25 protein-coding genes, 4 tRNA genes and 1 riboswitch are annotated in these 22,804 nt (G+C 55.7%); of the genes, 21 read left to right on the forward strand and 8 right to left on the reverse strand.

The window, feature by feature from the left end:
• Window positions 1-35: 35 nt before the first annotated feature.
• Window positions 36-944 (reverse strand): LysR family transcriptional regulator, encoded by a 909-nt coding sequence (locus H8K27_RS01700; RefSeq protein ID WP_186861507.1) that lies wholly within the window; start codon window positions 942-944, stop codon window positions 36-38.
• Window positions 945-1,057: 113 nt separating this feature from the next.
• On the opposite strand from H8K27_RS01700, the gene hmgA reads away from it, so the two are divergent.
• From hmgA to H8K27_RS01715, 3 genes are all read left to right on the forward strand, one after another.
• Entirely contained in the window at window positions 1,058-2,365 is a 1,308-nt protein-coding gene (gene hmgA, locus H8K27_RS01705; RefSeq protein ID WP_186861508.1) for a homogentisate 1,2-dioxygenase, read from the forward strand.
• Entirely contained in the window at window positions 2,366-3,697 is a 1,332-nt protein-coding gene (fahA, locus tag H8K27_RS01710) for a fumarylacetoacetase (protein ID WP_186861509.1), read from the forward strand.
• A gap of 240 nt (window positions 3,698-3,937) precedes the next feature.
• Window positions 3,938-4,372, forward strand: a complete 435-nt coding sequence (locus H8K27_RS01715) for a YidB family protein (RefSeq protein ID WP_186861510.1) — start codon at window positions 3,938-3,940, stop codon at window positions 4,370-4,372.
• A 107-nt stretch (window positions 4,373-4,479) separates the two neighbouring features.
• Here H8K27_RS01715 and H8K27_RS01720 read toward each other — a convergent pair whose 3' ends face one another.
• On the reverse strand, window positions 4,480-5,391 hold the full coding sequence (locus tag H8K27_RS01720) for a LysR family transcriptional regulator (protein WP_186861511.1): 912 nt from the start codon (window positions 5,389-5,391) through the stop codon (window positions 4,480-4,482).
• A 133-nt stretch (window positions 5,392-5,524) separates the two neighbouring features.
• Between H8K27_RS01720 and H8K27_RS01725 the strand changes: the two genes are divergently transcribed.
• The 3 genes from H8K27_RS01725 (at window position 5,525) to H8K27_RS01735 (ending at window position 7,602) form a co-directional block, all read left to right on the forward strand.
• The gene (locus tag H8K27_RS01725) at window positions 5,525-6,127 is read left to right on the forward strand and encodes an FMN-dependent NADH-azoreductase (RefSeq protein ID WP_186861512.1); all 603 of its coding nucleotides are present in this window, start codon (window positions 5,525-5,527) and stop codon (window positions 6,125-6,127) included.
• A gap of 59 nt (window positions 6,128-6,186) precedes the next feature.
• Entirely contained in the window at window positions 6,187-7,062 is an 876-nt protein-coding gene (locus H8K27_RS01730) for a pirin family protein (protein ID WP_186861513.1), read from the forward strand.
• Between the two features lie 141 nt (window positions 7,063-7,203).
• Complete coding sequence (locus H8K27_RS01735) at window positions 7,204-7,602, forward strand: DoxX family protein (RefSeq protein WP_186861514.1); 399 nt, start codon at window positions 7,204-7,206, stop codon at window positions 7,600-7,602.
• A gap of 82 nt (window positions 7,603-7,684) precedes the next feature.
• Here the strand turns inward: H8K27_RS01735 and ttcA are convergent, their stop codons facing one another.
• The 3 genes from ttcA to H8K27_RS01750 are packed head-to-tail and all read right to left on the reverse strand — an operon-like array spanning window position 7,685 to window position 9,876.
• Complete coding sequence (ttcA, locus tag H8K27_RS01740) at window positions 7,685-8,653, reverse strand: tRNA 2-thiocytidine(32) synthetase TtcA (protein WP_186861515.1); 969 nt, start codon at window positions 8,651-8,653, stop codon at window positions 7,685-7,687.
• Between the two features lie 8 nt (window positions 8,654-8,661).
• The gene (locus H8K27_RS01745) at window positions 8,662-9,060 is read right to left on the reverse strand and encodes a dihydroneopterin aldolase (protein WP_186861516.1); all 399 of its coding nucleotides are present in this window, start codon (window positions 9,058-9,060) and stop codon (window positions 8,662-8,664) included.
• Between the two features lie 6 nt (window positions 9,061-9,066).
• Window positions 9,067-9,876 carry an SDR family oxidoreductase gene (locus H8K27_RS01750; RefSeq protein WP_186861517.1) on the reverse strand — a complete coding sequence of 270 codons (810 nt, stop codon included), beginning with the start codon at window positions 9,874-9,876 and terminating at the stop codon, window positions 9,067-9,069.
• A gap of 45 nt (window positions 9,877-9,921) precedes the next feature.
• On the opposite strand from H8K27_RS01750, the gene H8K27_RS01755 reads away from it, so the two are divergent.
• From H8K27_RS01755 to H8K27_RS01775, 5 genes are all read left to right on the forward strand, one after another.
• Window positions 9,922-11,106, forward strand: coding sequence for a class I SAM-dependent methyltransferase (locus H8K27_RS01755; protein WP_186861518.1), 1,185 nt, complete (start codon window positions 9,922-9,924; stop codon window positions 11,104-11,106).
• 91 nt (window positions 11,107-11,197) lie between these two features.
• Window positions 11,198-11,395, forward strand: coding sequence for a DUF2905 domain-containing protein (locus H8K27_RS01760; protein WP_176803442.1), 198 nt, complete (start codon window positions 11,198-11,200; stop codon window positions 11,393-11,395).
• Window positions 11,396-11,584: 189 nt separating this feature from the next.
• Entirely contained in the window at window positions 11,585-13,216 is a 1,632-nt protein-coding gene (locus tag H8K27_RS01765; RefSeq protein WP_186861519.1) for a response regulator, read from the forward strand.
• 63 nt (window positions 13,217-13,279) lie between these two features.
• Window positions 13,280-14,830: an HDOD domain-containing protein gene (locus H8K27_RS01770; protein ID WP_186861520.1), complete on the forward strand. Its 1,551-nt coding sequence runs from the start codon at window positions 13,280-13,282 to the stop codon at window positions 14,828-14,830.
• A gap of 64 nt (window positions 14,831-14,894) precedes the next feature.
• A complete protein-coding gene (locus tag H8K27_RS01775; protein WP_186861521.1) occupies window positions 14,895-15,536 on the forward strand; it encodes a LysE family transporter in 642 nt (213 codons plus the stop codon).
• A 73-nt stretch (window positions 15,537-15,609) separates the two neighbouring features.
• Here H8K27_RS01775 and H8K27_RS01780 read toward each other — a convergent pair whose 3' ends face one another.
• From H8K27_RS01780 to H8K27_RS01790, 3 genes are read right to left on the reverse strand one after another with little or no spacing between them, the layout of a single operon-like run.
• On the reverse strand, window positions 15,610-16,413 hold the full coding sequence (locus H8K27_RS01780) for a hypothetical protein (protein ID WP_186861522.1): 804 nt from the start codon (window positions 16,411-16,413) through the stop codon (window positions 15,610-15,612).
• Window positions 16,406-16,774: an ArsC/Spx/MgsR family protein gene (locus H8K27_RS01785; RefSeq protein WP_186861523.1), complete on the reverse strand. Its 369-nt coding sequence runs from the start codon at window positions 16,772-16,774 to the stop codon at window positions 16,406-16,408. The genes H8K27_RS01780 and H8K27_RS01785 overlap by 8 nt, the downstream gene beginning before the upstream one ends.
• 8 nt (window positions 16,775-16,782) lie before the next feature.
• Window positions 16,783-17,355 carry a TMEM165/GDT1 family protein gene (locus tag H8K27_RS01790; RefSeq protein ID WP_186861524.1) on the reverse strand — a complete coding sequence of 191 codons (573 nt, stop codon included), beginning with the start codon at window positions 17,353-17,355 and terminating at the stop codon, window positions 16,783-16,785.
• 93 nt (window positions 17,356-17,448) lie between these two features.
• Window positions 17,449-17,555: riboswitch (yybP-ykoY riboswitch) on the reverse strand.
• Between the two features lie 174 nt (window positions 17,556-17,729).
• On the opposite strand from H8K27_RS01790, the gene H8K27_RS01795 reads away from it, so the two are divergent.
• From H8K27_RS01795 to rplA, 10 genes are all read left to right on the forward strand, one after another.
• Window positions 17,730-18,476: an MgtC/SapB family protein gene (locus H8K27_RS01795; protein WP_186861525.1), complete on the forward strand. Its 747-nt coding sequence runs from the start codon at window positions 17,730-17,732 to the stop codon at window positions 18,474-18,476.
• A gap of 71 nt (window positions 18,477-18,547) precedes the next feature.
• A tRNA-Tyr gene (locus tag H8K27_RS01800) sits at window positions 18,548-18,633 on the forward strand.
• A 38-nt stretch (window positions 18,634-18,671) separates the two neighbouring features.
• Window positions 18,672-18,745, forward strand: a tRNA-Gly gene (locus H8K27_RS01805).
• 33 nt (window positions 18,746-18,778) lie between these two features.
• Window positions 18,779-18,853: transfer RNA gene (locus tag H8K27_RS01810), tRNA-Thr, on the forward strand.
• A 77-nt stretch (window positions 18,854-18,930) separates the two neighbouring features.
• A complete protein-coding gene (tuf, locus tag H8K27_RS01815; RefSeq protein ID WP_176805263.1) occupies window positions 18,931-20,121 on the forward strand; it encodes an elongation factor Tu in 1,191 nt (396 codons plus the stop codon).
• A gap of 78 nt (window positions 20,122-20,199) precedes the next feature.
• Window positions 20,200-20,275, forward strand: a tRNA-Trp gene (locus tag H8K27_RS01820).
• 35 nt (window positions 20,276-20,310) lie between these two features.
• Entirely contained in the window at window positions 20,311-20,694 is a 384-nt protein-coding gene (gene secE, locus H8K27_RS01825; RefSeq protein WP_186861526.1) for a preprotein translocase subunit SecE, read from the forward strand.
• On the forward strand, window positions 20,694-21,287 hold the full coding sequence (gene nusG, locus H8K27_RS01830) for a transcription termination/antitermination protein NusG (RefSeq protein WP_186861527.1): 594 nt from the start codon (window positions 20,694-20,696) through the stop codon (window positions 21,285-21,287). Before secE ends, nusG begins: the two co-directional genes overlap by 1 nt.
• A 127-nt stretch (window positions 21,288-21,414) precedes the next feature.
• Window positions 21,415-21,846, forward strand: a complete 432-nt coding sequence (rplK, locus tag H8K27_RS01835; RefSeq protein WP_186861528.1) for a 50S ribosomal protein L11 — start codon at window positions 21,415-21,417, stop codon at window positions 21,844-21,846.
• Window positions 21,846-22,538, forward strand: a complete 693-nt coding sequence (gene rplA / locus H8K27_RS01840; protein ID WP_176804717.1) for a 50S ribosomal protein L1 — start codon at window positions 21,846-21,848, stop codon at window positions 22,536-22,538. The genes rplK and rplA overlap by 1 nt, the downstream gene beginning before the upstream one ends.
• Window positions 22,539-22,804 lie beyond the last annotated feature (266 nt).

Here is a 22,804-nt window from a genome sequence, read left to right on the forward strand (position 1 = left end):
GTACGGTGTAAGGTGGGCAGGGTGAGCTGGCTGGGTCAGGTTTCTGAAAACCGCCGGAAAATGAATTCGCGCAGCCATTGATTGCCCGCATCCTGATGATAACGGCGATGCCAGAAAATATGCGTTTGCAGCGAAGGCAGCCGCAGCGGCGGCTTGCGAAACAAGAGGCCGAACGGCGAGGCGGCGCGTTCAGCCAGTTTTTGCGGCACGGTGACCAGCAGATCGCTGGTGCTGACAATGTAGGGAACCGCCACAAAATGCGGTACCTGGAAATGCGCGTTGCCATGGATTCCTGCCTTTGCCAGCGCCTGATTGATTTTCAGATAAGGCTCTTCCTGCGACATCACCAGCAGATGACGGGCGGACAGGAATTCCCGCGGCTCCAGTTTCTCTGCTGCCAGCGGATGTTCGCGGCGCATCATGCAGACATATTGCTGGCGGAACAGGCGGCGCTGATACCAGGCGTCCGATAAATCATCGAAAGCCCCGATCGCCAGATCAATCCGGCCAGACTCCATCTCGCTTTTCAGGTCCACACTGCTGGCGCGGACGGTACTGACCTGCAGACCGGGAGCCTGCAACCCCAGCTCCGCCGTCAGCACCGGCATGAAGTACACCTCGCCGACATCGGTCATCGCAATCGTGAACTGACGCTTGCTCTGCGCCGCGTCGAAATCGTCCTGGCTGTTCAGTGCCTGACTGATTTGTTGTAACGCCAGATTCACCGGATCAGCCAGCTGGCGCGCCCGCGGCGTCGGCTGCATGCCGCTCGCCGTTCGCACAAACAATTCGTCGTCCAGCGTGCGGCGCAGGCGCGACAGCGCATTGCTCACCGCAGGCTGCGACAGGCCGAGTTGCCGTGCGACGACGGAAATCTGGTGTTCTTCATAAATCCGCTGAAACACGACCAGCAGATTCAGGTCGATCTGGTGAATATCGCGCATTATTAATTTTATGAATGATCTGTATTTTTGTATTTATATAGTAAAACGAAAAAGCTTGCAGTAAAGTGACCCGGCTAACTTTTTTCCACTTTCTTCCTGCGGAGAAGCTTTTCATGGAAACAACATCATCCCGCCGGTACCAGACCGGCTTTGCCAATGAGTGGGCGACCGAGGCTTTGCCGGACGCTTTACCGAAAAATCAGAATTCTCCCCAGCAATGCGCTTATGGTTTGTATGCTGAACAGGTGTCCGGCACGGCCTTTACCGCGCCGCGCCATGCGAACCGCCGTTCCTGGCTGTATCGCATCCGCCCGGCAGCGATGCACCAGCCATTCGTGCAAATCAGCAATGGCGGCATGACCAATGATTTCAGCCAGATGCCCTCAACGCCGAACCAGTTGCGCTGGGATCCGCTGCCGATGCCCGCCGTGGCGCAGGATTTCATCGACGGCTGGCTGACCATGGCCGGCAATGGTTCGGCCGATGCGCAAAGCGGCTGTGCGATCCACCTGTATGCTGCCAACCGCAGCATGGAAAACCGGTTTTACTACAACGCCGATGCCGAGTTGCTCATCATTCCGCAGCAGGGGCGGCTGCATCTGCGCACCGAACTCGGGCTGATCGATATCGAACCGCAGGAAATCGCGGTGGTACCGCGCGGCATCCGTTTTCAGGTGCAACTGCCGGACGGCGAAGCGCGTGGCTATGTCTGCGAAAATTTCGGTGCCATGCTGAAGCTGCCCGATCTGGGCGTGATTGGTTCCAACGGACTGGCAAATCCGCGCGATTTCCAGACGCCGGTCGCCTGGTATGAAGATAAAGAGGGCGACTTTGAGCTGGTCGCCAAATTCAGCGGTCACCTGTGGTCGGCGAAGACAGGCCATTCGCCGCTGGATGTCGTGGCGTGGCATGGCAACTTCGCCCCGTACAAATACGATCTGCGCCATTTCAATACCATCGGCTCGATCAGCTACGACCATCCCGATCCGTCGATTTTTCTGGTGCTGCAGTCGCCCAGTGACACGCCGGGCGTGGACACCATCGACTTTGTGATTTTCCCGCCGCGCTGGCTGGCGGCCGAAAATACTTTTCGCCCGCCCTGGTTCCACCGTAATATCGCCAGTGAATTCATGGGGCTGATCCACGGTCAGTACGATGCCAAATCGGCCGGCTTCCGCCCCGGCGGCGCGAGCCTGCACAATTGCATGAGCGGCCACGGACCGGATGCGCCGACTTTTGAAAAAGCCAGCAGCACCGACACCAGCACACCGCAGAAGGTTGTGGATACCATGGCATTCATGATCGAGACACGCAATATCATCAAGCCGACCCGCGCCGCCATGGAATCGCCGCAATTGCAGCGCGATTACTACCAGTGCTGGCAGGGCATTAAAAAAAATTTCAACCCGGAGCAGCGATAAATGACGATGCAACTCAATGAAACCCACGACGTGAATCTGCGCAGCTGGGTGGTGACTGCGAACCAGCCGGGCAGTGATTTTCCTGTGCAGAATCTGCCGTTTGGCGTATTCCGCCGTGCTGGCAGCAACCAGCCTTTTCGTATTGGCGTGGCGATCGGCGACCAGATTCTTGATCTGGCTGCGGCGCATGCAGTTCATGCGTTTGCGGGATATACCGAATTGCAGGGCGGGTATTTCACTGCCGCCATGCATGCGCCGGATCTGAACGCACTGATGGCGCTGGGTGCGCCGGTGTGGTCGGCGCTGCGGCTGGCGCTGTCACGGGTATTGCGCGAAGGCGCCAGTCAGCAGGGCATGCTGCAGGCATGTCTGCTGCCACAGAGCGCCGCCGAATTCACGGTGCCGGCGCGGATCGGCGATTACACCGATTTCTATACCTCGGTACATCACGCCACCGCAGTCGGAAAATTATTCCGCCCGGATAATCCTTTGCTGCCAAATTACAAGTGGATACCGATCGGTTATCACGGCAGGGCTTCTTCTGTCGGCGTGTCGGGACAGTCTTTCCGTCGCCCGCTGGGACAAACCAAGCCGCCCGCTGCAGACAATCCGGTGTTCGGTCCGGCCAGGCGCATGGACTATGAACTGGAAGTCGGTATCTTCATCGGCAGCGGCAATACCCTGGGCGAGAACATTACCGTGCAGGATGCCGAGAGTCACGTGTTCGGACTGTGCCTGCTGAACGACTGGTCGGCACGTGATCTGCAAGCCTGGGAATACCAGCCGCTGGGACCGTTTCTCGCGAAGAATTTTGCCACCACCATTTCACCGTGGATCGTGACGCTGGAAGCGCTGGCGCCCTACCGTCAGGCGTGGACGCGCGATGCTGCCGACCCGCAGCCGATGGCCTATCTCGACGATGCGCAGCTGCGCGCCAGCGGTGCATTTGATATCCAGCTCGAAGTCTTGCTGCAGACCGCGAAAATGCGCGAGGAAGGTGTACCTGCGCAACGCCTGTCGCTGTCGAATTTCTGTCATTCTTACTGGACCGTATCGCAGCTGGTGGCACACCATACTGTCAACGGCTGTAACCTGAATCCGGGCGATCTGCTTGGTTCCGGCACCCAGTCTGGCCCGGTCCCGGAAGAGGCAGGTTCGCTGCTGGAACTGACTGAAGGCGGCAAGAAACCACTGACGCTGCAAAATGGCGAACAGCGTACTTTTATGGAAGACGGCGACACCGTCATCCTGCGCGGCTGGGCCCAGCGGGAAGGCTTGCCGCGCATCGGTTTTGGCGAAGTTGCAGGGACATTATTACCCGCCCGGACTTGATCCAATGACCGGGGAGCATCAGAAAAAAGGAAGCCTTAAGGCTTCCTTTTTTGTTGGTTGTGCCGGAGCAGTCTTCGCACCGGCATCATCAGACTGTCATGCAGATGGTGTAATCTGACAATGTGACGGTGGATCGTCATGAACACGGTGCAGGAATCATCTGGGTAAGGTGCGACGGGCAGCGGTTTGCTGCCAGTTCCTGAGCAGAGAGACAGCAGTATATTTTTCAGGGAGAATGCAATGGGATTGTTCGATTCAATAGCAGGACAGGTTCTGGGATCATTGACACAAACGGCGCAAGCCGGCGGTGAACAGCATGCGGGCTTGCTGGAAGCGGTTGGCGGGCTGATCAATAACCCGCAGACAGGTGGCCTGACCGGGCTGATCAGCGCTTTTGAAGAAAAGGGGCTGGGCGGCTTGGTGGCATCATGGGTCGGAACCGGCGAGAACCTGCCGATCTCCGCCGAACAGCTGCAGTCGGTTCTCGGGAACGAGCAAGTGCAGGAGATTGCGCAGAAACTGGGATTTTCGCCGGAACAGCTGTCCGGTCATCTGACACAGCTGCTGCCGCAGGTGATCGATCACCTGACACCGGGCGGCGTGGTGCCCGAAGGCGGCGTAGCGGGTGGTGTGCTGGGAAATGTGCTGGGCCTGCTGCAAGGCGGCGCGCGCTGATTGCAGCTTTCCTTGAAGGCATGGTAAACGGGTATCCGGCCTGTCCTGCGGCGCGATGTTTTCCGACCGGCATGGTCGGAAAGCTGTGTGGCAGGCAGGCGGTTTCTTTATAAAATCCGGCAGCGGCTGGCGATGAAATCTTCCTGCAACGCATCCAGAAACACACGGGTGCGCGCCGGCATCAGCCGTCTTCCGGGGAACACCGCCCAGACATTGATGTCCGGCAGTTTCCAGTCTCCCAGCACCGTCAGCAATTCACCGCTCTGGACAAAACGGTGGGCGAAGTGATGCGCTAGCATGATGATGCCTTCCCCATTCAGCGCCAGCCGGGTCAGCAGTTCCGGCGAATTGGCGGTGGCTTTGCCGGGCGGTATGCCTTCCCATTTTTCACTATCGCGCTGCAGACGCCAGATGGCCGGTTCGCCATTGCGCCCCGCCAGACGCAGCGTGTCATGCTCCATCAGCGCCTCGGGTTCGGCGGGCGTGCCGTGCTGTTGCAGATAGGCCGGGGAAGCAAACAGGCCGCTCTGGAAAACGGCCAGCCCGCGCGCCGCGAGCGAGGCATCATCCGGCAGGTCGCCGACCCGGATGGCGACGTCGAAATTTTCCCCGATCAGATCGACCCGTCGCGGTGACAGATCAATTTCCAGCGCTATCTGAGGATAACGGCGGCAGAGCTTGGACAGCAGCAGGCTCATTTCCTGATTCGCAAAATCCGCCGGCATCGAAATCCGCAGACGTCCGGATGGCTCGGCCTGACGATGCTGGGTCAGCGCCAGCGTGGCGGCGACTTCCTCCTGTACCTGTTGCGCATGCTGCAGCACGCTTTGTCCGAAATCGGTGACGCTGAGTTTGCGGGTGGTGCGCAGCAGCAGGCGTTCTCCCAGATGGGATTCCAGTGCCGTGATCCGGCGCGACAAGGTGGATTTCGGCACTGTCAGCCGGATGGCGGCTTTGCTGAAACTGCCTTCCTCGACGATGCGGGCAAACAGCAGTAAATCATTGGCTTCGAGTTCCATGAGCGGCTTCGGTGGTGTTGATGATGGGATTATTATTCCATATTTGGAACAATAATATCCATAATAAGGTCTTCTGGTTTGAATGTGGAACGACTAAAGTGAGGTCATCGCAAATCACTGAAAAGGACACATCATGAACATTCTTCAAATTAACTCCAGCGCCCGTTCCCAGGGTTCCCATTCCAATCGTCTCGGCAATTTGCTGAGCGAGCGTTTGCTGGCGGCAAATCCCGGTGCCAGCCTGACCTTGCGTGACCTGGGCAGCCAGCCGCATCCGGTGCTGGACGAAGCCACCCTGCAGGCACTGTTTACGCCGGCAGAACAGCGCAGTGCGCAGCAGCAGGCGCGGGTTGCGCTGGATGATGCGCTGATCGCTGAGATTCAGGCCGCCGATATCGTGGTGCTGGGTGCGCCGATGTACAACTTCGGTATCTCCGCCCAGCTGAAAAACTGGATTGATGCGATTTCCCGCGCTCAGGTGACTTTCCGTTACACCGCGAATGGTCCGGAAGGTCTGCTGACCGGCAAAAAGGTCTACGTGGTGCTGACCCGCGGCGGACTGTACCGGAATACTCCGAACGATACCCAGATGCCTTACCTGAAAACCTTTTTCAGTTTTCTCGGTATGACCGACGTGGAATTCGTGTATGCGGAAGGATTGGCCATGGGCCCGGACAGCGAGGCGGCAGCACTGGCTTCTGCGACGCAGCAAATTGAAGAATTGACCGGCGCTTAAAAACACCATGTAATGCAGACTGGCCCGGAAACAGGGCTGGCAGAAAGGCAGGAAGCAAAATGAGCAGCGATCAACGGACAACACAACAGGTACGGCATTCACGGCTGATTGAGCAGATCGTGACAGGGCAGGAAACATCGGATGGTGCGGGCGTGCGCCTGACGCGGGTACTGACCCAGCCGTTCCAGTACCGGCTCGACCCGTATCTGATGCTGGATGCGTTTGGCAGCGACAATCCGGATGACTATATTGCCGGGTTTCCGGACCATCCGCACCGTGGTTTTGAAACGATCACTTATATGCTGACCGGCCGGATGCGGCACCGCGACAGCGCCGGACATGAGGGATTGCTGCAGACCGGCGGCGTGCAGTGGATGACGGCCGGGCGTGGTGTGATCCATTCCGAACTGCCGGAACAGCAGGACGGTCGCATGGCAGGTTTTCAGCTGTGGCTGAATCTGCCTGCGAAGGACAAGCTGTGTGAACCGTGGTACCGCGACATTCAGAGTGAGCAGATTCCTGAGTTGGTGACGGATGCCGGTGTGACCGTGCGGGTGATTGCCGGGCACAGTCACGGTGTGGCTGGTGCCGTTCAGCGCGAAGTGACCCAGCCGCTGTATCTGGATATCCATCTGCCTGCCGGTGCGGTGTTTGAGCAAGCGCTGAGTCCGACTGCGAATGCTTTTCTGTACGTGTATGAGGGCGGACTGGAAGTGGAAGACAAGCCGGTGCCGCCGCAGCGGATGGCGATCCTGAAAAAGGCGCCAGAGGCTGATGGCGTGGTGCTGCGCGCTGCCGGCGCGAGCCGTGCATTGCTGATTGCCGGTGAACCGCTGGGTGAGCCGATTGTGCAGTACGGCCCGTTTGTGATGAACAGCCAGGAGGAAATTTTCCGGGCGATCAGCGATTTCCGTGAAGGCCGGCTGGGAGCCTGAGCCTTATTGGAAAAACTGGAAATTCAGCGGCGGCAGCGCCGCTGATGTGGTGGTGCAGTCGTGGCTTGCAGTGGCGTTACGCCAGCATGTCTGGCGGTAGTGACAGAAATTCAATCACATTTTAAAAAAAAGGGAATCATCATGAAAGCACTGGAAAATTACGGGCCGTTGGTGGCCCGGGTTCTGATGGCATTGATATTTGTGATGTCTGGCGTGGGCAAGATCACCGGTTTCGACGGGACGGTCGGGTACATCGCCAGCAAGGGGTTGCCGTTGCCTGCACTGGCAGCGGTGGCGGCAATCATCGTTGAGCTGGGCGGCGGCCTGATGCTGATCGCAGGCTGGAAGGCGCGCTGGGCAGCGCTGGTGATGATGCTGTTTACGCTCGCGGCAGCAGCGATTTTCCATGATTTCTGGCATGCTGCAGCCGATGCCGCACAAAACCAGACGATTCATTTCATGAAAAATCTTGCCATAGCGGGCGGTCTGCTGATGATCGGCGTGCATGGCAGCGGTGCCTGCAGCGTGGAGAAAGCCTGAGCGTTGCTCCGGATCATGCGGATAAAAAAACGGATGCCGCCGGCATCCGTTTTTTATTTCACGACAGGCAATACCGTCAAACTCAGTCCTGATCCAGATGCAGCTGGATCACACCGCCGGATGGCGTTGCGCAAGGCTCGTCATCGAAGGCAATATCGCCGTCAGGATTGGCTTCGCCGTTGATTTTCAGATCGGTGAAGTTGAACAGATTTTTATCCATCAGATGCGATGGAGCGACGGTGGATAAGGCAGAGAAAATATTCTCAACGCGGCCCGGATGTTTCTTATCCCATTCCCGCATCAGGTTTTTGATCTGCTTGCGCTGCAGGTTTTCCTGCGAGCCGCACAGGTCGCAAGGAATGATGGGGAATTGTTTGACCTGCGCATAGCGCTCGGTATCGGCTTCCTTCACATACGCCATCGGGCGGATCACGATGTGCTTGCCGTCATCGGACTGCAGTTTGGCCGGCATGCCTTTGAGTTTGCCGCCGAAAAACATATTCAGGAAAAAGGTTTCCAGAATATCGTCGCGGTGATGACCGAGCGCGATCTTGTTGGCGCCGAGTTCGTCGGCGACGCGATACAGGATGCCGCGGCGCAGGCGCGAGCACAGCGAGCAGGTAGTCTTGCCTTCCGGGATCAGGCGTTTGACGATGCTGTAGGTATCCTGATTTTCGATATGGTAAGGAATGCCGATTTTATCCAGATATGCCGGCAGCACATCCGCTGGAAAGTTCGGCTGCTTCTGATCGAGATTGACGGCGACGATATCGAAATGAATCGGCGCGCGTTCGCGCAGCGTCATCAGGATGTCGAGCAGCGCATAACTGTCCTTGCCACCGGACAGGCAGACCATGACTTTGTCGCCGTCTTCGATCATGTTGAAGTCGCCGATCGCCTGACCGACCAGGCGGCACAGGCGCTTATGGAGTTTATTGTTTTCGTAAGTGATTTTTTCCTGCGATTTGGCGGACGGTGCGGCGGTGCCGGATTCTGCCGGGCGTGCGGTGTCAGGAGAAAGGCCGGTCTGGGATTCGTGTAGAGCTTGCATGGCGGGACTTAAATAGCGTTTTTAATCTGGAAAACTTCGACCCCGACGCCTTCGCAGTCGGGATAGACATCGGGTTTCATGGTCGATACGCAGACCGCGCGGACCTGAGGATGGGCGAGCATGATGCTGGCAACGTCGTCGCACAGGGTTTCCTGCAGATGGACGTGGCCCTGTGCAACGCGTTTCGCAATCGACGCGCGCATGAAGTCGTAATCGACGACTTCATGCAGCTGATCTTCTTTCGGCGTCGAGGTTGCCAGCGGGATGTACAGATCGACATTGATGAGCACGCGCTGTTCGCCCTTTTTCTCAAACTCATGCACGCCGATGTTGATATTGACTTCGTAATTGCGCAGAAACAGGCGGCGGCAGTCAGTGAGTTGCGGATGGTGTAGAACGGATAACATAAAAGCTCATTCTGAGGAAAGTGAAGTGGGGTGGGCAGTCGCTAAAAACATCACGTCGCGCTGCAAAGGGATTAAATGCTGACCGCCATCAACGAGGATGGTGGTGCCGGTGATGGCCGGACTGTCGGCTACAAAGCAGACGGTGCGGGCGATGTCTTCCGGGGTGCTGGAACGGCCCAGCGGTGTGATCTGATGCGCCTGCTGAAAGTCGGCTTCGCTCTGGTCGCCGGACATCATGGTGATGCCGGGGGCGACGCCGGCGACGCGCACCTTCGGCGCCAGTGCCTGCGCCAGCGTGGTGGTGGCGCATTGCAGTGCCGCTTTCGACAGGGTGTAGGATAAAAAATCGGGATTCAGGTTAAACAGTTTCTGGTCCAGCAGGTTGATCACGCAGGTTTGCCGGCCTTCCGGCGTGGCGGCATGCAGCGCCTGCGCCAGCAGGACGGGGGCCGCCAGATTGGCATGCATGTGGCGGTTTAAGCTGGCGTGGCTGAAGCTGCGGGCATCGTCTTCGGCAAACAGCGAGGCATTGTTGACCACGCAATGCACCGCTCCCATGGCCGCGACCGCCTGCGGCAGCAATTGCCGTGTCGCGGCTTCATCGGCCAGATCGCATTGCAGGGCGACGGCACGCCGCCCGATTGCCCGGATGTCATGGACGACTGCCGCCGCTTCGTCGGCGGACGTGCCGAAATGCACGACGATATCCCAGCCCTGCTGCGCCATGTGCAGGGCAATCTGCTGGCCGATACGCCGCGCTGCCCCGGTAACGAGGGCGACACGGGGAATCACATTGCTGAGCTTGGTTTGGGTCATGGAAATTCTCTAACGTGACTACGGGGTTTTTACTACAATGCCGGTATGCAAAAATTATCTCTTCCTATTCCGGCGCCAGAGGCGCTGGCCGCATCACAAGCGTTGCAACAACAGATCGCCGCCGACATTCGCCGGCATCAGGGCTGGATTCCATTTTCGCGTTATATGGAGCTGGCGCTTTATACACCTCAGACCGGTTACTACAGCGGCGGTGCCGCAAAATTAGGCAAAGACGGCGATTTTACAACGGCACCGGAAATGTCGCCTTTATTTGGCGCAAGCCTGGCAACGCTGGCGGGAACCTTGTTCGCACAAACTCTGCCACAGGTGATGGAGTTCGGCGCGGGCACCGGCAAGCTCGCCAGAGATTTTTTAACGGAATGTCAATTTTCAGGAATAACGGTAGAACGCTATTTTATCGTGGAATTGTCCGGTGAACTGCGGGCCCGGCAAGAAGAATTGCTCAGGAATTTTCCGCAAGTGGTCTGGCTGCAGGAAATGCCGGCTGCTTTTTCCGGTCTGGTGCTCGGCAATGAAGTGCTGGACGCGATGCCGGTTGACTTGCTGATAAAGACTGAGCAGGGGTGGGCCGAGCTGGGCGTGACGCTGGCAGCGCAGCAGGCTGATGCGACGGAACCTGTGCTGGCATGGCAGGAACGTGCCTGCGAGGCATCCCGCGCTGCGCAGATTCCGCAGGCAGAGGCACTGCCGTCCGGATATGTGACTGAGATTCACACGGTGGCAAGCGGCTTCATGCGCAGCCTGGGGGCGATGTTGCAGGCTGGCTATGCCGACAGCGGCAAAGGCAGTGCCGCCATCCTGATCGACTACGGTTTTCCTGCTGCCGAGTACTATCATCCGCAACGCAGCAGCGGCACGCTGATGTGCCATTACCGCCATCATGCGCATCCCGATCCGTTTTATTTGCCTGGATTGCAAGATATTACGGCGCACGTCGATTTCACCGCCATGGCGCAGGCGGCGCTGGAGAGCGGACTGTCTTTATTGAGCTACACCAGCCAGGCCGGTTTTCTGCTGGAATCCGGCATCACGGATCTGCTCAGCCGCAGCGCGCCGGAACAGGTCATGCAGTATCTGCCGCAGGCGAATGCGTTGCAAAAACTGGTGTCGCCAGCCGAAATGGGGGAGCTGTTTAAAGTGCTGATGGTGGGAACCGGGATGACGCTGCCGGAACGTCTGCTGCGCCATGACCGTTGTCACCGGCTGTAAATAAAAAATATACTGGGAGGGAGTATATAAAATACCCCTTGTTTTTCCTTGAGAGCAGGCTGGTTTTGATAAAAAATAGGGGGAGTATCCGATGATGCGCTGGTTTTTGACGATTTTTCTGGTCGTCGTCGTGTTTTCCAGCCTGCTGCCGTGGCTGGAAAAACTGGGCATCGGACGTCTGCCCGGAGACCTGCGGTTCCGCCTGTTCGGACGGGATTTTTCGTTCCCGTTTGCTTCCACGATTCTGATTTCCCTGTTCGTCCTGTTGCTGGCCCGCCTGTTCAAGTGAGCCGCGCATGGCCGCCGGACGCCGCAGAGCGCGGCGGGCAGACAGCGGCTGGGCTAAAGTTTTTACGCCATTGCGCCGACACTTCAATATAATGAATTTGCGCCTGACATAGCTACTGCCCGGTTTTTCCATCGTACGAAAATGATGCGGGGCTGGCTGGGGCATATAAAAATTATTCAAAAGGTTGAAATGAGCGAACTCAGCGATATCAGGGCATTGCTCATTGAGCCGCATCAGGGGATGCGGGTCAGTTTGCACAATATGCTGAATCTGTGCGGCATCACCAAGGTGGAGCATGCCATCTCGGCGGGGACGGCTGTCCGCGCAATTCAGGCCAAGATGTTTGATCTGATCCTGTGTGAATACGATCTTGGCGTCGGTCAGGACGGGCAGCAACTGCTCGAAGACATCCGGCATCACAAACTCGCCCCGCTGTCGACCATTTTCATCATGGTTACCGCCGAACGCTCCTACGGCAAAGTCATCAGCGCCGCAGAACTGGCACCTTCTGATTACCTGCTGAAACCCTTCACTGCCGATATGCTGCTGGAACGGGTGGTGCGCGCCATTGAAAAACGCAAAGCCTTCGTCGAAGTCTATAACCTGATGGAACAGGGTGCCGTCAGCGAAGCCATCACGGCTTGTCATCATGGCGAACGTGAATTTCCCAAATATGCGATTGACTTCATGCGTTTGCGCGCCGAGCTGCACGTGGTGCAGGGCGAAGCCGCTGAAGCCGAGGCGCTCTACACCCAGCTGTTTGAATTGAAAGCTGTGGCGTGGGCAAGGCTGGGGCTGGCAAAAACGCTGTACATGCAGGGACGCTACGAAGAGGCGGAAAATATTTTGCGTGATCTGGTGACGGAAAACAGCAAATACATGGATGCCTACGACTGGCTGGCGAAGACTCATGAAATGATCGGACAATTACCGGAAGCCAAAGAGGTGCTCGATACTGCTGTTAATGTGTCGCCCCATGCGGTGCGCCGTTTGCGCAACCTGGGGCGGATTGCGATGGAAACCGGCGATGTTGAAACGGCTGAAAATGTGTTTAAGAAAGTCGTTAACAAAGCCAAATTCTCCGAATTCCGCGATCCGGAAGATCACATGAATCTGGTCGATGCGCTGGTCAAAAAAGGCGATACCGATCAGGCTAAATCTGTGATCCGCGATATGGAACGCAACATGGCCGGGCTGAAAAAGACCGCCGCCTGCCGCGCGATTTCGAATGCGATCGTGCATGCCAAAACGGGTGATGCCCGTCTGAATGAGGAACTTGGCGCTGCCGTCGAAGCCTCGAAGGAAGATGTCGGTTTATCAACCGGTGCCAAGATCGGGCTGGCGAAACAATGCCTGGACAATGATAACGAAGATGCCGCTTCCGAGATCATTCTCGACGTCATGAAAAATGCCAGCAACCAGCAGATCATGAAAAAGGCGATGGGCGTATTTGAAAGCGCTGGCAAAGGGCATATTGCTAAAGAACTTGCACAGCGCAGTCAGAAGGAAGTCATGGATCTGGTGGCACTGGGAGTGCAGAAGGCCAAGCAAGGTGATTTCCGGGGATCGGTTGATCTGATGGTTACGGCAGCCAGAAAATCGCCGGATAATCCGCAGGTGGTGATGAATGCGGCGCTGGCTTCCCTGAAGTGCCTGGAAAATCTCGGATGGGATAACGTCACCGGCGAACAGGCGCGGCTGCTGATTGAGGCAGGACGCCGTCTTGATCCGATGAATCCCCGCCTCAAGGCATTGCGCGGGCTGTACGACGAATTGCAGAAAAAATACGGTATGAGCGTGGGTCGTATCGCCAAAAGCTGATCCGCAGCCGGTCAGACACCGTGCCAGATGAATCCGTGCGGACAATCCGCAGAATTGATAGTCATGAAATATCCAAACCCCGCTTACTCAGCAGCGCAGCTGGAATCCCCGCGCGAGCGTCTGCTGAAATTCATCAATGACGAAAGCGATCTGCCGACGCTGGGCGTGGCGATTGCCAAAGTCGTTGAAATCACTTCCTCCGGCGAAGACTCGGTGGCGCGTCTTGCGCATTTCATTTTGTCCGATGTCGGTCTGACGCAAAAAATCCTGCGTCTGTCCAATACGGTGCAGTACCGCACCAGCGCCGGTGCCGCGGTGACCACGATTTCACGGGCAATTTTCCTGCTCGGTTTTAATATGGTGAAAGACAGTGCGCTGGCGATGCTGCTGGTGGATTGTTTTAAGGATATGGCGCAGGTCAGCAGCGTGCGCAAGGAACTGGTGCGTTCTTTGTGCGCCAGCATGATCGGTCGTGAAATGGCACAGCGCGGACGTTTTCAGGACAGCGAGGAAGCTGCCGTCGTATCCCTGTTTAAAAATGTTGGCAGGGTACTGGTGGCGTCCTTCGACCATGATTTGTACATGCGCATCCAGCAGATCACAGAGACAGCGGACAGCCGACCGGAAGAAGCCGCCACGGTGCTGCTTGGCTGCAGTTTTGAACGTTTTGGCGAGATGGCGCTGCAGAGCTGGAAAATTCCGGACACCATCATCCAGTCGCTGACGCCGCTGCCAGTCGGCGAGCTGCGCAAACCGGTACTGCGGCATGACTGGCTGAAGCAGGTTGCCAGTTTCAGCGACACGCTGGCGGGGATCACCATGTCTGCACATGCTGATCGCAAGGAACAGTACGAAAAACTGTTGCGGCGTTTCGGCAATGTGCTGGAACTGGATCGCAACATACTGAGTGAAATCATTCAGAAAGTAGAGGAAGAAACCCGGCAGCTGGCCAAGAGCATGGATTTGTCCTTGCATGATCTGGCAGGTGTGCCGGCCGAACAGGCGCCGTTGCTGGAAGTACCGCTGGAATTTTTATTGCAAACCCATGATGTGGTGCCGGCGCAGCAGGCAGCGCGGTATGCCAGCGGCAAACCGGTCAATGCCCGTGACTTGCTGCTGGCCGGTGTGCAGGACGTGACGCAAATGCTGGCCGCCGAAGACTATCGCCTGAATGACCTGATCCTGCTGGTGCTGGAAACCCTGTACACCAGCCTGGGCTTTCGTTTTGCCACCATTTGTCTGCGTGACCGCAGCAGCGAGCGCTTTGTGTCCCGGGTTGCCGTTGGCGAACAGTATGCGGAGCGGCAGCGCGGATTTCATTTTCCGGTCAAAGGCGAGGCCGATCTGTTTCAGCTTTCCCTGAGCAACAACGCCGACGTGATGATCGCCGATCTGAGCGCCCCGAAAATCCGTCACTTATTACCTCCCTGGTATCTGCAGTTACTGCCGGATGCCCGCAGCTGCATTGTATTGCCGCTGGTCATACAGAAAAAGCCGATCGGCCTGTTTTATGCAGACCGCATTAATACAGCGGAAGAAGGTGTACCACAGGATGAAACTGCGCTGATCAAGACGCTCAAAAGCCAGTTGCTGGCGGCCATCATGCGGGGATGAGCGGCGACGCAATGCGGCGGAAAAGCATACAATCCTGCTCGGGACTTTTTTTAAGTGATACATCATGACTTTTTCGACCTGGTTCACATTCCTGATCGCCGCTTGTGTGATCGCCATTTCTCCCGGTTCCGGCGCCGTGCTGTCGATGTCGCACGGCCTGAATTACGGCGTCAAGAAAGCCAGCGGCACCATTCTGGGCTTGCAGGCAGGTCTGCTGCTGATTCTGGCGGTTGCCGGGGCGGGCGTCGGCTCGATACTGATGGCTTCGGAACTGGCGTTCAGCGTGATTAAAACCGTCGGCGCGCTGTACCTGATTTATCTCGGTTTCAATCAGTGGCGGGCGCGGGTGGAACTGGTCAAAACCGAGCAGGCACCGGCAAATACGCAGACTCCGGACTGGTCGCGCCGTTTCCTGACCGGCTTTCTGACCAATGCGACGAATCCCAAAGGCATCATTTTCATGGTCGCGGTGCTGCCGCAATTTATCTCGCACGATGCGCCATTGCTGCCGCAATTGCTGATACTCGGCATCACCATGTGTTCGGTCGATCTGATCGTGATGCACAGCTATGCGCTGGCAGCATCCAGCATGCAGCGTTATTTCAGCAATCCGCGCTGGCTGAAAGGGCAGAACCGGTTTTTCGGTGGTGTACTGATGGCGATCGGCACCGCGCTGTTTTTTGTGAAGCGCAATCCGGCAAGCTGAAGCACCGGATTGGCAGCGCCCGTGCAGGCAGCCGGAATGACGTTATAAAAAAATCCGCCGTGGGCGGATTTTTTTATGCCAGGGGAATATTCTGCTTTTTCGCCAGCGCGTCAATGTCCTGCCACAGCGTCATCTGGTTCAGCAGGCGGGTGGCCGGATCAAGCATCGCATGCAGATTGAAGAAACGCTCCAGTGCGGTTTCATTGAACGGGCTGCGTTGGGAAAAATTGACGCGGCCATATTGCTTCTGAAACGCATTCAGCAAATCGGCCGGCGTATCCTTGTGCCAGGATTGCATCAGGCCGCCCACCATCAGCGCTGCATCGGTGGTTTGCTCCAGCATCCTCGGATTTCTGGCAGTGCCGATGTCGCGATAATCCAGCAAGCGGGGAAAGTAAAAATGCCGTATCCACGCCGCAGGAATGCCATCAGTTGTTTGCAATGCCCCGCTGCGCCACAGTTTCCAGCTTTTTTCCGCTGCACCCTCTGCGACAAAATGCGGGTCGGCCAGTAACACGCAATCTTGTTCCAGCGTGATTTCCAGTACAACCGGCAACCCCGCCTGATGCGCAATCGCTTCCAGCTCGGGCATCTCCGGCTTGCGGCCGTGCTGTTCCTGCAGCGCCTGTACAAACGCAGACAGCACTTCCTGATGTGCATGATGCAACTGGCTGGTGGCATTGCAGAAACCGGCACAGGCGGCAAAATACGCCATCAGTTCACCGACCATCACGCCTGGCGGCGACTGGTTGCCGGTATCGGAAAAACCTTGAGCCGGGATCTCTTTTGCAAGGCCATGGCGTAATGCAGGATAAAGCTGGCTGGTGGTGCAGCCAAATTTGACCGTGCTGCCGGCAGCCAGTCGGAATTCACTCATGATGCGCTTTCTGAAACAAGATGGACACGTTTCCGGGTGGACGGCCAATGACCGCCCGTCCATCCAGCAAAACGATGGGGCGCTGCAATAATTTCGGACAACGCGCGATGGCCTGCAACGCAGTGTCCATATCCGCGTCCTGCAGATTGGCAGCGGCATATTCCGGTTCGTTGGCGCGCAGCATTTGCTGCACGTCACCACCCAGCGCCGTCAGTATCTGATGCAGCGTATGCAGGTCCGGAGCCTGTTTCAGATAGTCAATCACCGTCACAGGCCAGCCGCGCCGGCCCGCTTCCGTATTGACCAGCTCCAACGTTTCGCGTGATTTTGAGCAGCGCGGATTATGATAAATTGTCAGCATTATCTGTCTTATAAAAAACGTTCACCGATCCCCAGCAGGACCAGCAGGCCGAGCACCGCAAAAACAGCGGACGCGATCCAGCGTACCAGGCGGAACGGGAAATTGGGGGCGGCAATTTTTCCGAGAAAAACAGCTGGTACGTCAGCAATCAGCATACCGAGCGTGGTGCCGGCGATGACCATGCCGAGATTGCTGTACTTGGCTGCCAGCGCAACGGTTGCCAGCTGGGTCTTGTCGCCGATTTCCGCGATGAAGAAAGTCACGCAGGTCAGCGCAAAGACGCCGTAATGGCTGTCGTTCAGACCCTCATCTTCCATTTCATCCGGCTTCAGCGTCCAGGCGGCAATCGCCAGAAATGACAGACCCAGCGCCCAGCGCAGAATGTCTGCCGGAATGTGGTGCGCCACCCATTGTCCGAGCAGTCCGGCCAGCGCATGATTGGCCAGCGTCGCGCACAGGATTCCGAGAATGATCGGGGCGGGTTTTTTGTAACGTGCTGCCAGCAGCAATGCCAGCAATTGTGTTTTATCACCGATTTCGCCAATAGTGATAGCCAGGGCAGAGACGAGGAAAGCTTCCATAATGATGTGTGCGGGATCGGACGGTATTAACCAATGACAGTGACATTCCGTCCGATCCCTCGTAACAGAAATGGCACTATCAAAGGTCTTGCCAGACTCTGCACATGCATGCACAGCCAATCGCACCATGACCTGCGGTCAAGTATGTTGATGCGATTTCCCCGGATAGCCAGGGCAGGCTACTCCCCAATGAAAGTGAGCGCGAATTATACTGCATCCCTGCAAGCGGTAAAGAAATTGTTTTCCGGCATGTGTTCTGACGCCGCAAAGTCCAATGACGGAATGTCCGCACAAACCGGGGTGGAGTTGTTACACTCGGCATCGATGAGGGTGTCAAAATTATTTAAACCATAAAAATAGAGATACGGAGCACTATGAGCGAATATCTGGGCCACTTCATGCTGTTCTGGTCGCCAGCGGAACTGAACGCCAATATCATCATTTTCCTGAATCTGGCCGGCGCCATGCTGCTCGGATTTGTGGTTGGTTATGAGCGCTCCTACCATGGCCGGGCCGCCGGTATGCGGACTTATGGCCTGGTTTGCATGGCTTCCGCCGCGCTGGTGGTGATTGCCGGGTATCCGGATTTCTGGTTTGGCGGCAGGGCATTGTCACCGGTGAGTCTTGATCCTTCCCGTACGATCCAGGGCATCGTCACCGGCATCGGCTTTCTGGGCGCCGGTGTGATTATGAAGGAAGGTTTTACCATCAGCGGCCTGACAACGGCGGCGTCGGTCTGGGCGTCTTCAGCGATCGGTGTGCTGGTGGGCGTCGGTTTTTATGCTTCCGCTATTTTGCTGGCGTTGCTGTCCGCTGCCTGCATGATCTGGGTACACCGGCTTGAAGCATGGCTGCCTTCGCAGGCGGCGCTCGTGATCGTGGTCCGCTTCCGGACCGGCGTGCGGCCGGAGCAGGCGGAGATAGAATCCATGCTGGCTGCGCGCGGTTATGAACTGGCTGCCGGGACGCTAACCATTGCAGTCAATAATGGCATGTCAGAATGGCATTTTATTGCGATTGCCCTCGACAAAAAAAATGCTGTTTCGCTCAGCGTGTTGTCGCATGATCTGGAAAAAATTCAGGACATTGATTCTTTCCAGCTGACGCACGCCAAAAACTGACCGGAAGGGTGGGTTTTTAAAATATCCCTTGACATTGGGTGATTCTATCTCTATAGTTCGGGGTTCCCTGCGGAGAGGTGGCCGAGTGGTTAATGGCAGCAGACTGTAAATCTGCCCTCTTACGAGTACGCTGGTTCGAATCCAGCCCTCTCCACCAGGTAAGAATTTAGTAATGCGGCTGAAGTGGTGGCCCTTGCGGGTGTAGCTCAATGGTAGAGCCGAAGCCTTCCAAGCTTAAGACGAGGGTTCGATTCCCTTCACCCGCTCCAGTATTTGCGTGGCTTTTTTTGTGCAAACAAGCTGCCCTTGTAGCTCAGTGGTAGAGCACTCCCTTGGTAAGGGAGAGGCCACGTGTTCAATCCACGTCAAGGGCACCATGTGAATCTGGTGTTTCAAGTCTGAAGTCGTCGGGCGTGTGCCTGAGTATTCTCATCAAAATCGTTAGGAGTTCAAAATGGCAAAAGGTAAGTTCGAGCGCACCAAGCCGCACGTCAACGTCGGAACAATTGGTCACGTTGATCACGGCAAAACGACACTGACAGCAGCGATTGCAACAGTCTTGTCCGCAAAATTCGGCGGCGAAGCGAAGAAATACGACGAAATCGACGCAGCACCAGAAGAAAAAGCACGTGGTATCACCATTAACACAGCCCACGTCGAATATGAAACAGCAAGCCGCCACTACGCCCACGTTGACTGCCCAGGCCACGCCGACTATGTGAAAAACATGATCACTGGTGCAGCGCAGATGGACGGCGCGATCCTGGTTTGCTCCGCAGCAGACGGCCCAATGCCACAAACACGCGAGCACATCCTGCTGGCGCGTCAGGTTGGCGTTCCATACATCATCGTCTTCCTGAACAAATGCGACATGGTTGACGACGCAGAATTGCTGGAACTGGTCGAAATGGAAGTGCGCGAATTACTGTCCAAATACGAATTCCCAGGCGACGACCTGCCAATCATCCAGGGTTCCGCCAAACTGGCGCTGGAAGGCGACAAAGGCCCGCTGGGCGAAGAAGCCATCATGAAACTGGCCGACGCACTCGACAACTACATCCCGACACCAGAGCGTGCAGTTGACGGCACATTCCTGCTGCCAGTGGAAGACGTCTTCTCCATCTCCGGTCGCGGTACAGTCGTTACCGGTCGTGTAGAGCGCGGCATCATCAAAGTCGGCGAAGAAATCGAAATCGTTGGTATCAAAGACACAGTCAAAACAACCTGTACCGGCGTTGAAATGTTCCGCAAACTGCTGGACCAGGGGCAGGCAGGCGACAACGTCGGCGTTCTGCTGCGCGGTACCAAGCGCGAAGACATCCAGCGTGGTCAGGTGCTGGCAAAACCAGGTTCGATCAAACCGCACGCCCATTTCACAGGCGAAATCTACGTCCTGTCGAAAGACGAAGGCGGTCGTCACACACCATTCTTCAACAACTACCGTCCACAATTCTACTTCCGTACCACGGACGTGACTGGTTCGATCGAGTTGCCGAAGGATAAAGAAATGGTGATGCCAGGCGACAACGTCTCGATCACAGTAAAGCTGATCAACCCGATCGCGATGGAAGAAGGTCTGCGCTTCGCGATTCGTGAAGGTGGCCGTACTGTTGGTGCGGGTGTGGTTGCTAAAATTATCGAGTAATAGAAGTTTGTAAGCTGCCATTCAAATACGGCGATCTGTTCTGGATCGCCGTGATAATTTGAGTAGTTTCAAAGATGTAGGGGTGTAGCTCAATTGGCAGAGCGACGGTCTCCAAAACCGTAGGCTGGGGGTTCGATTCCCTCCGCCCCTGCCACCATCAAAGCCGCAGGGCACCGAAAGTAAATGAGTATGTCTAATCATTCCGTACAAACAGTTAATACCTCCGGTGACAAATATAAAGTCATTCTGGCGGCTATTGCGATCGTTGCTGGAATTGCTGCTTTTTATGTTCTTGCTGGTCAGTCCTCATGGGTTAGAGCGATTGCACTGTTGGCTGGTTTGGTGATTGCTGTCGGTCTGGTTTCTGTTTCCCAAATGGGACGTGACTTCGTTGAGTTCGCGAAAGAAGCTGTCCGTGAAACAAAAAAAGTTGTATGGCCAACGCGTAAGGAAGCCGGGCAGATTACTGCTGTGGTTTTTGGTTTTGTATTGATTATGGCGATCTTTCTCTGGGGAACGGATAAGTTTCTGGAGTTTATGTTGTATGACGTAATCCTTGGATGGAAAAAATAATGAGCGATAACATTCAGGAAAACGAACAGGGTGCAGCGCCAGTGGTGTCTGTGCCCAAAAGTGCTAAAAGATGGTATGCAGTTCATGCTTACTCAGGCATGGAAAAAAGTGTTCAGCGTGCACTGGTTGAGCGTATCGACCGAGCCGGTATGCAAGAGCTGTTTGGCCGGATTCTGGTGCCAACTGAAGAAGTGATTGAAGTGCGTAACGGCCGCAAGGCTGTGACTGAGCGCCGCCTGTTTCCCAGCTATGTTTTCGTCGAAATGGAAATGACTGACGATACATGGCATCTGGTGAAAAATACCAGCAAGGTGACTGGTTTTATCGGTGGTAAATCCAATAAGCCATCTCCTATCCCTCAACATGAGGTCGATAAGATTTTGCAGCAGATGCAGGATGGTGTTGAGAAGCCACGGCCAAAAGTGTTGTATGAAGTTGGCGAGGTTGTCCGGATTAAAGAAGGTCCATTCACTGATTTCAATGGCAATGTTGAAGAAGTGAATTACGAGAAATCTAAAGTGCGTGTGACGGTCACTATTTTTGGTCGTGCGACGCCGGTTGAGCTGGAATTTGCCCAGGTCGAAAAGGTTTAAAGGTAAAAACGCTGATTGGTGCGTAACAGAAGTTTGTTGAAACTGATCAAAATAAGCAGGCAGAGGAGCCTGTCAGTGTGTGGTAGGCATTGGCGGGCGCTATTACTCATTTAATGAAGGAGCCATCATGGCAAAGAAAATTATCGGTTTTATCAAGCTGCAAGTGCCAGCTGGTAAAGCAAATCCATCCCCACCTATCGGTCCAGCTCTGGGTCAACGTGGTCTGAATATCATGGAATTCTGCAAGGCGTTCAACGCGCAGACCCAAGGTATGGAGCCAGGTATGCCGATCCCTGTTGTGATCACTGCATTTGCTGACAAGTCTTTCACTTTCGTGATGAAGACGCCTCCGGCAACTTACATGATCAAAAAGGCAGCGGGTATCACTAAAGGCTCTTCCAAGCCACATACTGATAAAGTTGGTTCTATCACCCGTAAGCAGGCAGAAGAAATCGCAACAGTCAAAGCAAAAGACTTGACTGCTGCTGACATGGAAGCAGCTGTGCGCACTATCGCCGGTTCTGCTCGTTCCATGGGTATCACGGTGGAGGGTCTGTAATGGCTAAGTTATCTAAAAAAGCAAAGTTGCTCGCGACTAAAGTTGACCGTCTGAAAGTCTATCCGTTTGATAACGCTATCGCGTTGATCAAGGAATGCGCAACAGCGAAATTCAATGAGTCTATCGACGTTTCCGTACAGCTCGGCGTTGATCCTAAGAAATCTGATCAGGTTGTCCGCGGCGCGGTTGTTCTGCCTGCCGGTACTGGTAAATCTGTACGCGTAGCGGTATTCGCACAAGGTGCAAAAGCTGAAGAAGCAAAAGCAGCGGGTGCGGATATCGTCGGTATGGAAGATCTGGCAGAGCGCGTTAAAGCTGGCGACATGCCTTTCGACGTGGTGATTGCTTCTCCTGACACGATGCGTATCGTTGGTACTCTGGGTCAGGTTCTGGGCCCACGTGGTCTGATGCCTAACCCAAAAGTTGGCACAGTGACTCCGGACGTAGCAACAGCAGTTAAAAATGCAAAAGCCGGTCAGGTTCAGTATCGTACAGATAAAGCAGGGATTATCCATGCAACTATCGGTCGCAAATCTTTTGCTGACGGCGACCTGAGAGCTAACCTGGTTGCGCTGATTGATGCCCTGAACAAGGCAAAGCCAGCATCCAGCAAAGGTGTGTATCTGCGTAAAGTCTCCATCTCATCCACGATGGGTGCAGGCGTTCGCGTTGATCACGCTAATCTGGCTTAAGTAAAAAATGAAGTCCCTGCGCTTTTGGCGCAGGGCGATTCTTTGGGCTGAATGTGCCATCGGTACATTCAGAGTGTCAAAGACCGTTGGGCTTGATGTGTATCTCTGATACCTGTCAAGTTAAATATCTGAAGCATCGTCGACAGAGCCCAGCGCAGATGGTGTACCCGAACAAGTTTTGTAGTGGACTGGTCCGCCAGTGAAGCTCCTAACTTCGGACGCCGTGTTCGAAACGATATGAAGGAAGCTCATCATCCTGATGTGCC

Origin of the sequence: Cognatundibacterium griseum, from assembly GCF_014284195.1 — a bacterium.
GTDB classification, from domain to species: domain Bacteria; phylum Pseudomonadota; class Gammaproteobacteria; order Burkholderiales; family Burkholderiaceae_D; genus Undibacterium; species Undibacterium griseum.